Origin of the sequence: Nonomuraea indica (assembly GCF_002850745.1) — a bacterium.
In the GTDB taxonomy this organism is placed as follows: domain Bacteria; phylum Actinomycetota; class Actinomycetes; order Streptosporangiales; family Streptosporangiaceae; genus Nonomuraea; species Nonomuraea indica.
The window spans coordinates 121,568-134,753 of record NZ_KZ559472.1; the positions used below are offsets into that span (position 1 = coordinate 121,568).

General features: G+C 71.9%; 9 protein-coding genes. 3 read left to right on the top strand and 6 right to left on the bottom strand.

Annotated features, from left to right (window positions below):
* The 3 genes from CXR44_RS19265 to CXR44_RS19275 all read right to left on the bottom strand — a co-directional run bounded on the left by CXR44_RS19265 (position 1) and on the right by CXR44_RS19275 (position 4,093).
* Positions 1-2,409, bottom strand: a complete 2,409-nt coding sequence (locus CXR44_RS19265) for a sensor histidine kinase (protein WP_101787467.1) — start codon at positions 2,407-2,409, stop codon at positions 1-3.
* Positions 2,410-2,606: 197 nt separating this feature from the next.
* The gene (locus CXR44_RS19270; RefSeq protein WP_101787468.1) at positions 2,607-3,593 is read right to left on the bottom strand and encodes a DUF1838 family protein; all 987 of its coding nucleotides are present in this window, start codon (positions 3,591-3,593) and stop codon (positions 2,607-2,609) included.
* Between the two features lie 233 nt (positions 3,594-3,826).
* Positions 3,827-4,093 (bottom strand): hypothetical protein, encoded by a 267-nt coding sequence (locus CXR44_RS19275; RefSeq protein ID WP_101787469.1) that lies wholly within the window; start codon positions 4,091-4,093, stop codon positions 3,827-3,829.
* A gap of 254 nt (positions 4,094-4,347) precedes the next feature.
* On the opposite strand from CXR44_RS19275, the gene CXR44_RS19280 reads away from it, so the two are divergent.
* Both CXR44_RS19280 and CXR44_RS19285 read left to right on the top strand, forming a co-directional pair.
* The gene (locus CXR44_RS19280; RefSeq protein WP_144070009.1) at positions 4,348-6,801 is read left to right on the top strand and encodes a glycoside hydrolase family 5 protein; all 2,454 of its coding nucleotides are present in this window, start codon (positions 4,348-4,350) and stop codon (positions 6,799-6,801) included.
* 101 nt (positions 6,802-6,902) lie between these two features.
* Entirely contained in the window at positions 6,903-7,913 is a 1,011-nt protein-coding gene (locus CXR44_RS19285) for a nuclear transport factor 2 family protein (protein WP_101787471.1), read from the top strand.
* Here the strand turns inward: CXR44_RS19285 and CXR44_RS19290 are convergent.
* Positions 7,906-10,593, bottom strand: a complete 2,688-nt coding sequence (locus tag CXR44_RS19290) for an ATP-binding protein (protein ID WP_101787472.1) — start codon at positions 10,591-10,593, stop codon at positions 7,906-7,908. The two genes, CXR44_RS19285 and CXR44_RS19290, sit on opposite strands and share 8 nt — an antisense overlap.
* A gap of 102 nt (positions 10,594-10,695) precedes the next feature.
* On the opposite strand from CXR44_RS19290, the gene CXR44_RS19295 reads away from it, so the two are divergent.
* Entirely contained in the window at positions 10,696-11,136 is a 441-nt protein-coding gene (locus CXR44_RS19295; protein WP_101787473.1) for a hypothetical protein, read from the top strand.
* A 77-nt stretch (positions 11,137-11,213) separates the two neighbouring features.
* Here the strand turns inward: CXR44_RS19295 and CXR44_RS19300 are convergent, their stop codons facing one another.
* On the bottom strand, positions 11,214-12,719 hold the full coding sequence (locus CXR44_RS19300) for a tripartite tricarboxylate transporter permease (protein WP_101787474.1): 1,506 nt from the start codon (positions 12,717-12,719) through the stop codon (positions 11,214-11,216).
* Between the two features lie 21 nt (positions 12,720-12,740).
* Positions 12,741-13,184 carry a tripartite tricarboxylate transporter TctB family protein gene (locus CXR44_RS19305; RefSeq protein WP_180903560.1) on the bottom strand — a complete coding sequence of 148 codons (444 nt, stop codon included), beginning with the start codon at positions 13,182-13,184 and terminating at the stop codon, positions 12,741-12,743.
* Between the last annotated feature and the right edge of the window lie 2 nt (positions 13,185-13,186).

Consider the following 13,186-nt stretch of genomic DNA (forward strand, 5'->3'; position numbering starts at 1 on the left):
TCAATCTTCCGTCGTAGGGGAACCGGGCTCGGGAGATCCGCTCGGCCGGGGCTGGGAAGCGTCGTCGGTCCGGCGTCTGCGGGACTGCCTCTGGAACGCGCCGATCGTGGCGCTGGATCGGCTGGGCCGGTCCCGTACGGCCCAGGTCTCCTGGTCCGCCAGTTCGTCCCGGTCGGCCGGAACCCTGAGCTCGGCGACCAGGTTGGCCTGGCGCACCCGCTGGGGCAGCGGCCGGCGGTCGGACGACGCGGGCGCCTCGTCCCGTTCCGATGGTCCGGCGGCGGGTGCTGTGACGGATGCCATCGCGCGTCCTCGGGAGCGGGTCGGCAGCTGCGTGTCCTCGTACGGCGGACGGTGGCCGGCCGGGTCGTCCTGCGGGAGCGGCTGCGGGCCGGTGGGGGCCGGAGCGGCCTCCTCGGGAAGCGCGGCCGGGGCCGGCACCGCGCGGGGGCGCTCCACCACCAGCTGTTCGGGAAGCAGCACGATGACCCGGGTGCCGCCGAAGGCGGACGGCCGCAGCTCCACCTGCAGGCCCAGGCCCGCGGAGAGCCGCGCGACCACGTACAGGCCGAACCGCACGTCGTCGGCGTGGGTCATCACGTCCAGCTGCGGCGGCGACTGCATCAGGGCGTTGGCGGCCGCGTACTGCTCGGGTTCCATGCCGAGGCCGCGGTCCTCGATCTCCACGGCGATGCCCCGGCTGACCGGCGCGGCCCGCACCTCGACCGGGGTCATCGGCTTGGAGAAGGAGGTGGCGTTCTCCATCAGCTCCGCCAGGACGTGGACCAGCGGCCCCACCCCGCGCTCGGCCACCCACGGCTCGCCCTCGACCTCGATCGAGATACGCCGGTAGTCCTGGACCTCGCCCTGCGCGGCGCGCAGCACGTCGAGCAGGCGCACCGGCTTGCGCCAGCGACGCTGCGGCTGACCGCCGCCGAGGATCACCAGGTTCTCCTCGTAACGGCGCAGCCGGGCGGTCAGGTGGTCCAGGTCGAACAGGCCCTCCAGCACCTCGGGGTCCTCGTGCTTGCGTTCCAGTTCGTCCAGCTTCTTCAGCTGGAGGCCGATGAGGATCTGGGTGCGGCGGGCGATGCGCTGCAGCATGCGCTGGAAGCCGCGGTGCTGGTCGGCCTGCCGTACGGCGGTGCGGACGGCGCTGCGGCTGGCCAGGTTGAGTGCCTGCCCCAGCTCGCCGAGCTCGTCAGGGGTCGGCTCGACCATGTGCACTTCCGCGTCCACGTCGACCTCCTCGCCGCGCCCCAGCCGGGCGACCACGTCGGGCAGCCGCTCCTGGAGTTCGAGCGCCTCCTGGCGCAGGTGGAGGATGCGCCGGCGGAGGATCGAGGTGAGGCGCCAGCTGGTGAAGATCACCAGGCCCAGGGCGAGCAGGCCCACGGTGCTGATGCTGATGAAGAGGATGAAGAGCACGTTCGCGTGGCCGTAGCCGATCCTGGAGACGTTCTCCAGCCGGACGCCGAGAAGTTCGACCAGTTGCTCGGTGGCCGTCTCCACGGAGGCGCGCCACGCCGGACCGACCTCGCGGAGCGCCACCCGGTCGCTCTCGGCGCCGACGCCGGAGGCGACCAGCCGGCCCTCCAGGGCGGTCAAGGTCTCCCACGCCTTGCTGGTCGGCAGCGTCCGGTACCGGCTCTCGTTCCCGGTGAGGCTGGGGATCACCCGGGACCGCAGGAGGTGCTTCCTGGTGCCGATGGCGTCGGCGACGAGGCCGTATTCGTCCCTCGTCAGGTAGCCCTTCTTCCAGCCGCGGGCCAGAACGGCGTCCTCGCGGCCGATCATGTCGACGGCCCAGAAGAGGTCGACCAGCGTCTGCGCCTTGGTGCTCACCTCGATGTGGTCGACCTGGGCGAGGGCGCCGAAGACGGCGAGGTCCGACTCGATGACGCCGCTGTAGTAGTCGAACGCCTTCTGCTCGCTGGCCCAACCGGCGTCCACCGCCTGGCGCTGCTGGTCGAGGAGGCCGAGGCCCCGTGCGGTCCTGGCGATGGCGTCGGTGAGCCCCTCCTGGGCGCCGGAGGGGTCAAGGGTCGCCAGCGGGCGGAAGGCGTTCACCGACCGGTCGGTCTCGGCCCGCTGCTTGGCGAGCTTGTCGCGGGCGGCGCCGCTCGAGGTGGCCTGCACCTCCGCGGTGAGCCGCCGCTCCCGATCGAGGCTGAAGAACAGGTCGGCCGCGGGCGCGCCGACGATCGTGGTGGCCAGGTCCATCTGGGCCTTCTCCGCCCGCCACGAGCTGGACAGCTGGAACATGCCCGAGGCCAGCAGCGGCGCGAAGGTGATGCTCGGCACGACCACCACGATGATCAGCACGGTGCGCAGGGGCAGGCGGCGCGCGCCGGCCAGTCGCCGCGGCCGCCCGCCGGTCGCCTCCGCTGACCCGTTCTCGTCGCCCACGGTTCCGTTTCGTCGTCGCCCGACCCTGCCCAATCCAGCCACGTGCAGGACACTCTCCTCATCCGTCGGTGCGCCCATGACGAAAATCGCCAAAGTAGGCGATTGGTGCCCGATAGTAGCGATACGGCAGTCACAGCCGGAAGTCCTCGCCTCCGCCGGGCCCCCGGGGCGCCCTCAGCCTGAACCGGCCGAGGCCGTCACGCCTTCCCGTTGGCCGCGCACCAGCCGGCCCACGTGGTGGCGCCCTTGCCCAGCTGCTTGTTGTAGAAGGAGGTCCAGGAGTTCTCGCTCGGGCCGGGCGCGGGGGGAGCGGCCTTGAAGAGCGGGTAGGCGGCGTCGACCTCCGCGCGCAGCCACGGCTCGATGTCCAGGTAGGACGGCAACGACCAGCTGCGGGCGTGGTAGGTGAGCTGCCCGCGGACGTCGGTCTCCGGCAGGCACATGAACGGCGCCCACGGGCTCGTCCTGGACCAGCTGATCTTGGTCTTCATCGCACCCTTGGGGACGGTGCCCGCGACCGTGCGGGCCGCCACCTCACGGTCGTCGACGTAGAAGTCGAACATCTCCTGAGCCGCGTAGACACCGTTCACCAGGCCGAACGACTCGCCCAACGCGGCCTTGAAATCCGTGCGAACCGGGATGTCGCTGGTCCACACCGTCTCGTCGTGCAGCTGCCGCAGCGGCGGACCGACGAAGGAGGGGGTGACGTTGAACGGGCCGAAGTTCACCATGTCGTTGTTGATGGGGACGACGGGGTACGTCCGGAGGTCGACCGGGTTCTTCCACTCCCGCACGATCTTGGTGGGGTCGGCGGGGTCGGTGTAGAAGACGATCTCGCGGGAGAGCTGGTAGAGCTGCGTGGTGCCCGGCACCCGGTACAGCCGACGGATGTTGTAGCCCTCGATGTTGAACAGCTTCTGCCCGTGGCGCAGCTGCGGGTCGTGCGCGTTGCCCTCGATGTTGGCGTAGACGGCGCCCGAGATCCGGAAGACCATGTCCCGCCCGTCCGGACGCCCGTTGGTCTGCAACGACAGCAGCGCAGCCTTGTCCGTGACCGTCCGGTAGACCGGCCCCGGATCCGTCGGGTCGTACACCTCATCGCTCGCCGCCGCACCGGGAACGGCGACGCACACCAACAGCGCGGCAAGGGCCGCGGACAGGGTCGAGACACGACGCTTGGACAAGACTGCTCCTGCGATGCCGAGGGGCGGAAAGGGACCGTTCCCGATCATCGCAGGCGCCCGCACCGGGCCTCAACCAGCCCCGGATCTTGACGAAGCCGGCCGTGGGCGAGCCCACGAGACGTACCTCGGATGGCTGGACCAGAACATCGGCCTCACTCCGCCGGAGGACCCCGACGAGTCGGTCCGCGCAGCCGACGGGGAGCGCAGGAGCAGACGACGCGTCGCCTGTCGCCTCACCACTGATGACGGCGGAACACGCACACGAAGAGAGGACGGTCCCCGGTCATCTTGTCGACCTTGAGCGTGTTGACGGTGTCGAGCCTCCACCCCTCGGCTTCGACCGCCTCGATGCCCCGGCCGAGCTTCTCGATCTCGCCGGAGAAGTTGACATGCCCGATCTCGCTGATGATCTGCGCGGTGAACACCGTACGCCCCTCGGCCGCGGCGGTGCGGGCACTGGTGGCCAAGACGTCGTTCGTGGTCTGCTTGAAGATCCCCACGCCAACTCCCCTCAGGAGCGCCGCGGCGACTCGGGCGGCGCCGCTTGCCCACTCGTTGTGTTGGACGCGCCGTCCGTCCGGAGAGTTGCGCCGATCCGGCGACAACTCCACCTGCCGCGCCCGGCGTCGCCACCTCGGCTTCGCGCCGGAGCGGGGAGCAGTACGAGCGCCAGGGAGAAGCGGCTGGTCCTCAGTGGTGTCGTGGATCCAACCCTTCTTTCATGAGCAAAGCTCATGTTACGGTCGTCGACACTATGAGGAACCGCTGGTTGTCGCCGATCGCCGTCGTGGTGCTGGCCGCCGTCATCGTGCTGGGAGCGGTGTTCGACCCGTCGGGGCTGGCCGCGCCGTACACGTGGACGGGCGCCGACTTGCTGCCCGTCGCCGGGCTCTGGCAGGTGGCTGCGCTGGTCGTGTACGTGCCGCTGCTGCTGGCGGGGGTCGGGGCGCTGGCGTGGATGATCGCGGGCAGGCACGCCCCGCTGCGTACGGCCCTGCTGGTATGGGGCGCGGTGGTGTGGTCGGCGATGGCGGCCAAGTTGGCGATGTCGCTGGTCATGGCCTTCGGCGACGTGGTCTACCTGGCGTGGTCGACCGGCTTCACCGGCGTCAAGGCGGCGGTCTTCGGCCTGCCGGTCCTGGCAGCCACCTGGCTCGTCCAGCTTCTGCACCGCCGCCCCGCCGCATCCCCCGTGAGCTCGGCCTCCCCGCCTTCCCCGGAGTCGGGCACTGGACCCGCTGCCGCCTCGGGAGCGCTCTTCCCGTCGGCGGGATGGGCTGCCGCGTGGGTGGCCCTGGGCTTGGGAGCCCTGGTCGGTCGGGCGTGGTGGGGCGGCTCCCCCGTCGGGTACGCCATCGGCGACTCCCCGCTGGCCCCGGCGCCCGAGGCGGGACCGCTGGGGTGCCTCGCCGCCGTCACCCTGCTGGGCGTGACGACCTGGGCGCTGAACCGCCGGCTCGGTGCCACCCGCTCGCCACGGGCCGTCGTGGCCGGGATCTCCGCGCTGGGAGCGGCCGCGACGCTGGGCCTGGTCCAGGTGGCCATCGGGCTCCCCGGCGACCTGACGGGCGGCGACACGTTCTGGGCGCCGGCGATCATGCTCCGCCTCGCCCCCGCCCTCTCCTTCGGCGCCCTCCTCGCCCTCGCTACGGCAGCCCTCGTCGCCCTCCTTCCCGCCCTCCTCCCGGCGCGCAGAACCGCCCTTCGCCCGGCGGGTAAGGGCGTCGCCTTCTCCACGCCGATACGGACGGCGGCTGTCGTGGCCGCGGCAGCGCTCGCCGTACCGCTCCTGCAGCCCGGCACCGCCACCGCGCCGTCACCCCGCACCGAGGGCCTGACGCTCTCGGCCGACCGCAGGATCGTCGACGCAGACGGCAACGAGGTGCTGCTGCGCGGCGTGAACGTCAACCAGCTCGAAGACTACTTCCAGCAATTTCCGGACAAGGCGGTGACGCGACCGCTCACCGAGGCCGACTTCGCCGGCATGGAGCAGATGGGCTTCAACGTCATCCGCCTCGCCGTGTCCTGGTCAGCCATGGAACCCCAGCCCGGCCGCTACGACCCGGCCTACCTCGCCAGGATATCCTGGGCTGTCGAGACCGCCGCCAAGCACGGCCTGCGCACGGTCATCGACATGCACCAGGATGCCTGGGGCAAGGGCGTCGACGCCGCCCCCGGCACCACATGCGCCGACGGATCGCCGATGCACGGCTGGGACGGCGCCCCCAGCTGGGCCGACCGCTTCGACGGCGCCCCCAAGTGCGAGTTCGCCGGACGCGACATCTCACCGGCCGTCGCCCGCGCCTTCACCAACTTCTACCAGGACAGGGACGGCATCCAGACCCGCCTGGTCGCCGCCTGGGGCATGCTGGCGGAGCGGTTCGCGAACGAGCCGATGGTCGCCGGATACGACCTGCTGAACGAGCCCGGCTTCGGCGAAGCCCCGCCGATCACCTCCGGCGTCCTGCTCGGTCGCTTCTACGACCGAGCGATCAAGGCCATCAGGGCAGCTGAGAAGCGCGGCTTCCCCCATCTGATCTTCTTCGAGCCGTCCGTGCTCTGGTCGGGCCTCGGCTTCGAGGCCTCGGTGCCGAAGGACTTCACCGACGACCGGCTGCTCGTCTTCGCCCCCCACCTCTACAACGAGTCGATCACCATCGACCAGGGCACCGGCCTCACCATCACGAGCATCGAGCGCGGCTTCGACCTGGCGAGCCGGGCGGCGGCATACTACGGGGCCGGACTCTGGTCAGGGGAATGGGGTTGGTTCGGCGACCCCGCCTCGGCCCCCATCAGGCGATACGCCGAACAAGAGGATCGGCACCGCATCGGCGGCGCGTTCTGGGTCTGGAAACAGTCCTGCGGCGACGCCCACGCCCGCGCCCAGGACAGGACCGGCGGCAACCTCATGATCGAGGACTGTGCCACCGGGAAGGATCTGCCCCCGCCCCCCGAATACGTCGCCGTGCTCTCGCGCCCCTACCCTCGCTCGGCCCCCGGCCGCCTGACCAGCCTCGCATCGGACCAGACGAGCCTCACGGCCCGGGGCGAAGGCCGCGGGTGCGGCCTCGACGTCTGGTTCCCCGGCGGCGCCCGGCCGGTCGTCAGCAGTACCGGAGTCACGGGCGTCGCCGCCCGGCGGACACCAGGCGGTTGGCGCATCACCGGCTGCACCCACGGCGCCTACGCCCTGACCGCGCACCGCTAGACGCCGCGGCAGGCCCGGCTACCGTCACGTTGACGGATTCGCCGCGAAGAGCATCGGCCTAATTTCGGTGTCACCTGGAAGAACACCGAAAGGGGCACGTCATGAAGGCGAAGCGGGTGGCGAGGATGGGCCTCGCGGCCGGGGCGGTGCTGGCGCTGTGCACGATCGCCGGCCCGGCACAGGCGGTCGAGGAGAACCGGGAAGGAGCGGGCTGCGCGGAGGCGCGGCCGGAGGTCACCTCCATCAGCGGCTGGGTGTCGCCCAACGCCTGCACCTTCATCAAACGACAGATCAGGTTCGGCAAGGTCACCACCCCCGACCGGGTAGGCGCCTACGTCGACCTCTGGTCCAAGGACGCGACGCTGTGGGAGCCCGCACCGGTGGGCACCCCGTTGCTCCAAGGTGAGGAGGCGATCAGAAAGGCGATCAGCGGAACGCTCAGCCTGATCCCCGACTTCCGCTACCGCGGCACGCGGATCGCCGTGAACGGTCCCGCCGTGATGTTCGAAGCGCACAACGAGGCCACGGTCAAGGGGCACGAGATCGCCTACTCCGCGGTGTACCGGGTCCAGCTGACCGACGGAGGCAAGGTCGTCCAGGGCCGCCGCTACTACGACCGGCACGCCTTGTTCCTGCCGCTCGCCCCCGAGCTGCCCGACCCGTTCGCCGACGTCGCCGACGGCGTCATCCCCGACCAGGGCCGCAAGCCCGTCCTCGACCCCGACGAGCTCGTCGCCCGCGCCGCGGCGTGGAACGACGAGGACGCGGAGGCCCTGGTGGAGCGGCTCACCGGCGCGCCACTGTCCGCCCCCGGCCTGAATAGCCCGCTGCGCACCACCCAGGGCAAGCTCGCCTACCTGAAAAGGTTCTTCGACCAGGTCAGCGACGTCCAGCTGCAGCCGGGTCAGGCTGTCAAGGTCAACGGCGCCACATACCTCGAGTGGCACGGCACGCTCCTGCCCGAGGGCCAGACCGACCCGGTCAGCTTCGGCATCGTCGAGCGGGTCGGCGACACCGGCGGCGTCTCGAGCGACTGGACCCTGACCTTCGACCGGCTACCGCTCGTCGCCGACGCGGCGAAGATCACCGAGCTGTACGGCAGGCTCAGGTGACGATGGCCGCCAGCTCCGCCCGCGAGGAGATCCCCAGCTTGGGGAAGGCCTTGTAGAGGTGGTAGCCGACGGTGCGCGGGCTCAGGTACAGCTGGGCCGCGATGTCGCGGTTGGACGCGCCGCCGGCGGCCAGTCGTACCACCTGCCTCTCCTGCGCGGTGAGGACGCTGAGCGGGTCGTCCGCCCGGCGCGGAGCCGCGGGAACGTCGCCGGTGGCGCGTAGTTCGGCGCGGGCCCGCTCGGCCCACAGCGCCATACCGAGCCGGTCGAAGGTCTCCAGGGCGGCGCGCAACTGGGTGCGGGCGGCGGCGCGCCTGCGCGCCCGCCGCAGCCACTCGCCGTGGAGCAGCTGCGTGCGGGCCTGCTCGTGCGGCTGCTCGCCCTGCTCGTGCACCCGGATGGCCTCCTCGTACAGTTCCCCGTCGTCCTCGACGAGGGCGCGGCAGCGCAGCCCGACCGCGTCGGCGGACGGCACGCCGGCGGCGGCGGACCACTCCAGGTAGTACGCCAGGGGCCCGCGCGCCCGCTCGGGTTCCCTGGCCCTGACCGCGGCTTCGACCCGGTCGGGGGCGCAGAGGACGGACACCGGCGCGTGGGCTGCCGCAATCCGCTCCAGGATCTGCAGCGACGCCTCCGGACGGCCCAGCGCGAGCTCCAACCGCCCGAGTCCGGCCACCGCGACCGCCTCGACCGTGCGGAGCCCGCGCGTTCCTGCCTGTTCCAGGGCGGCCTCGGCCGCCGCCCGGCAGCCCCGCTCGTCGCCCAGCTCGCCGCGCGCGAGGGCGAGCAGCGCCGTGAGCGCGACCGCTCCGTTTCGTTGCCCCAGGTCACCGACCATGGGGATGATCTCCTCCAGGGTGGCCGCCGCCTCGCGATACCTGCCGAGCAGCATCTGCGCCTGCAGCCGGGTCTCCACCGCGACGGTCAGCCAGCCGCCCATGTCGTGGGCCCTGCACTCGGCCTCGACGCGCGCCGCGGCCGCCTCGCCCTGACCGTAGCGCCCGATCGGCGCGCACAGCTGGGCCACGAAGAGCATGCCCGGCACCTGGAGCGCGGACAGGTCCGGAGCGAGCACCAGCTCCCGCATGAGCGTGACCGCGTCCGCCGGCTCGCCGTTGACCAGCGCGGCCAGCCCGAGGGCGCCGCCCACCAGCGGAGAGCCGACTTCGGGCAGCGCCCTGAGCAGCTTCGCCGCCTGCTCCGTCAGGGCCGGGTCTCCGGCGTACCACCCGCAGCGCACCGCCTCCACGAGCAGGTAGGCCGCCCGCTCGGCGTCCAGCGGGGCGACCCGCTGGACGCCGGCGAGGATGAGCTCGCCGGCCGCGGCCTGGCTGCCCTGCTCGAACTCCCGATGGGCGCGCACCTGGATCAGGTGGGCGAGGGCCAGGGGGTCCTGGATCTCCTCGCTGGCCCGGCCGGCCAGCGCGCCCGCCCGGACGGGCTGGCCCGCGTCGCTGGCCGCCACGGCCGCCGCGGCCAGCCGCACCGACCGCTTGACGGTGTCAGGGGTGAGCTCGGCGGCCCGCTCGTAGGCGGCGGCCATGGCCGCGTACCCCGAACGGGTGCGCGCCCGCTCCGCGGCCCGTTCCAGCTCGCGCGCCACGTCCTCGTCGGGCGTCGTCGTCGCCGCGGCCAGATGCCAGGCCCGGCGGTCGGCGTGCTCGCCGCCGTCGAGCACCTCCGCGAGCGCACGCCGTACGGCCAGCCGCGCGGTCAACGGCACGTTCTGGTAGGCGGCGGCCCGGATGAGCGGGTGCCTGAAGGCCACCGCGGCCCCGTTCACCGTGACGAGCTTGGCCTGCTCCGCCACTTCCAGGTCCACCAGCCGGGCGGAGAAGGACTCCGCGGCCCGCAGCACGATGCCCAGGTCGCCGGTGTCGTCGGCGGCGAGCACCGCGAGCAGGGTCTGAGCCGTGCCGGGCAACGCCCTGATCTGCCGCTGGAAGGCGTCCTGCACCCGGTTGGGGACCGGAATCGTGGTGAACGGGTTCAGCTGCCCGGCCTGCTGCTCCGCTGTGAGGGTGGACGGCAGCTCGATGAGCGCGAGGGGGTTGCCGCCCGCCTCGTCGAGGACGCGGTCACGCACCCTCGGCGCCAGATCCCTCGCCGACTCGGCCAGCAGCGCGACGGCGGCGTCGCGGTCCACACCGTCGAGCCACAGCTCGGGCAGCCCCTGCGGGTGGAACTCCTCCCTTCCGGCGAACACCAGCGCGATGCCCTCAGCGTCCAGCCGCCGCGCCACGAACACCAGCGCGTCGATGGACGCCCGGTCGAACCACTGGGCGTCGTCGACCAGGCAGAGCAGCGTCCCGTCGCCCGCGACCTCGGCCAGCAGGCTGAGCACCGCCAGCCCGACGTGGAACCGGTTCTCCGGAGCCGCCGCGCCCAGCCCCAGGGCGCCCCGCAGCGCCGCGGCCTGCGGCTCGGGCAGCGTGTCGATCCGGTCGAGCTCGGAACGCAGGAGCAGATGCAGGGCGGCATACGGCAGCTCCGCCTCGGACTCGATGCCGACCCCGTGCAGCACCCGCACGCCCGCCGCCCGCTCCGTCAGCCGGCCGAGCAACGCGGACTTCCCGATGCCCGGCTGCCCGCGCACCACCAGCACGCCACTGCGCCCGGACCGCGCGTCCGCCAGCAGCCGATCCAGCTGAGCCTGCTCCGCGTCCCGCCCGTGCAACATGGCCGAGAATCTACCGTCACGACGACAGATTCGGCGCGGCGCCGACCTGCGTACTTTCGTCGGTACACGGACGACAGCGTCCCACGACGTAAGGATCTGACCATGGCCGCCACCGCCACCGCGCCCACCACCGCCGCCGACACCGACGCCGCGACCAGGCTGCTGCGCTTCGCGCTCAAGCAGGACGCCATCGGGTCGGGCGCCAACGGCATCGTCTTCCTGGCCGTCGCAGCGGTCTTCGGCTCGATGTTCGGCCTGCCGGCCGCCTTCCTCGTGCCGGTCGGCGCCTTCCTCGTCGCCTTCGCCGCGGCCCTGCTCCTCCTTGCCGCCCGTCAGGTCGTGAACAGGGCGGCGGTGATCACGGTGATGGTGGTCAACGTGGCCTGGGTGGTGGCCAGCGCGGAGATGTTGATCGCCGGGTGGTTCCCGTTGACCGGTCTGGGCACCGCCTTCGTGATCGCCCAGGCGGCCGTGGTGGCGGGTTTCACCGGACTGCAGTTCGCTGGGCTCCGCCGGGTCTCGGCCGTGACGGCACGAGGGTGACGGCCACCGGCGGCACCGGTCACCGCCCCGACGACCGGGCCGGACCGGAGCGGCTCCTCACGTGCGGATCGACTTCCCTAGTCCTCCTCGGTGAACATGGTCTCGCGGCGCCTGCGGATGGTCGGGAGGACCGCGACGACGAGCGCCGCCACGGCCAGGGCCAGGAGCACCGCGGAGATCGGCCGGGTCAGGAAGACCGACGGGTCGCCGCGGGAGATGATGAGCGCCCGCCGCAGGTTCTCCTCGAGCAGGGGCCCGAGGACGAAGCCGAGCAGCAGCGGCGCCGGCTCGCAGCCGCACTTGATCAGGACGTAGCCCAGGATCCCGAAGAACGCGATCGCGTAGACGTCGTACGCGTTGAACCCCAGGGAGTAGGTGCCGATCGCGGCGAACAGGATGATCATCGGGAACAGCACCTGGTACGGGATGCGCAGCATGCGCACCCAGATGCCGATCAGCGGCAGGTTCAGCATCACGAGCAGCACGTTGCCGATCCACATCGACGCGATCAGGCCCCAGAACAGCGCCGGTTCGTCGGTGATGACGTTCGGGCCGGGGGTGATGCCGTGCACGATGAACGCGCCGACCATCAGTGCCATCACCGGGTGGGCGGGCAGTCCCAGCGTGAGCAGCGGGATGAACGACGTCTGCGCGGCGGCGTTGTTCGCCGACTCGGGGCCCGCGACGCCCTCGATCGCGCCGTGCCCGAACTCCTGTGGCCGCTTCGAGACGCGCTTCTCGACGGCGTACGAGGTGAACGAGGCCAGCACGTGGCCACCGCCGGGCAGGACACCGAGCGCGGCGCCGAGACCGGTGCCACGCAGGATCGGGCCGACGATCCTGCGCCGGTCCTCGCGGGTGGGCCACAGGTTGCGCACCTTGCTGACGACGGCCGTGCGCGTCTGTTCCTTCTCCAGGTTGCGCAGGATCTCGGCCACCCCGAACATGCCGACGGCGACCGACACGAAGTCGATGCCGCCGTACAGCTCACGCTGGTCGAACACGAACCGGGGCGTTCCGGTGTAGATGTCCTGGCCGACCGTGCCGAGCAGGACACCGAGCGCGATCATCGCCAGTGCCTTGAGCGCCGAGCCCCGCGCCAGCGTGATCGACACGATCAGGCCGAGCAGCACCAGCGAGAAGTACTCGGCCGGACCGAACGTCAGCGCGACGCGGGCCAGCGGCGGGGCGGCGACGGCCAGCGCGACGGTGGCCACCGTGCCCGCGATGAAAGAGCCGACCGCGGCGGTGGCCAGCGCCGCGCCGGCCCGGCCCCGCCTGGCCATCTCGTGCCCGTCCAGCGCGGTGACCGCCGCCGACGACTCACCGGGCAGATTGATCAGGATGGCGGTCGTCGAGCCGCCGTACTGGGCGCCGTAGTAGATGCCGGCCAGCATGATCAGCGCCGTCACCGGCTCGAAGTTGAACGTGATCGGCAGGAGCATCGCCACCGTCGCCGTCGGGCCGATGCCGGGCAGCACGCCGACCGCCGTCCCGAGCAGCACCCCCACGAAGCAGTAGACGACGTTCTGGACGAGGAACGCGGTCGAGAATCCCAGCGCGAGGTTGTCGAGAAGATCCATGTCCCGATCCGGATGCCCGCGTCAGAACCCCAGCCACGGACCCCATAGCGGGATCCGCAGTTGGAGGCCGACGACGAAGATGAGTGTGGCGGCCACGGTCAGCCCGGCGGCCACGGCCACGGCCGTGAGCGGCCGTACGCGCGAACTCGCCAGGGTGGTGAGCAGGGCGGTCACCGCCGACGTCGGTACGAATCCGAGGCCCCGGACGGTGAATCCGAAGAACATGACCGCGAGCACGATGACGGCGACCGCACGCCACGGGATCGGCCCGAAGGAGACCACCTCACCGGCGACGAGTCCCTTGATGACGATCGCCAGGCCCAGGGCGGCCACGGTCGCGCCGACCAGCAGAGGGAAGGCGCCGGGGCCCATCCGCAGTGGGGTGCCCAGCTCGTAGCCGAGCGACCCCACCACGAACGCGCCACCGATGAGGACGAAGATCCCCCCGGCGAGGACGTCCGGCAAGG

Excerpts from the sequence above, each read along its gene's own strand:
- CXR44_RS19280 (WP_144070009.1), top strand. The coding sequence starts at position 4,348 with ATGAGGAACCGCTGGTTGTCGCCGATCGCCGTCGTGGTGCTGGCCGCC.
- CXR44_RS19285 (WP_101787471.1), top strand. The coding sequence starts at position 6,903 with ATGAAGGCGAAGCGGGTGGCGAGGATGGGCCTCGCGGCCGGGGCGGTG.
- CXR44_RS19290 (WP_101787472.1), bottom strand. The coding sequence starts at position 10,593 with ATGTTGCACGGGCGGGACGCGGAGCAGGCTCAGCTGGATCGGCTGCTG.
- CXR44_RS19295 (WP_101787473.1), top strand. The coding sequence starts at position 10,696 with ATGGCCGCCACCGCCACCGCGCCCACCACCGCCGCCGACACCGACGCC.
- CXR44_RS19300 (WP_101787474.1), bottom strand. The coding sequence starts at position 12,719 with ATGGATCTTCTCGACAACCTCGCGCTGGGATTCTCGACCGCGTTCCTC.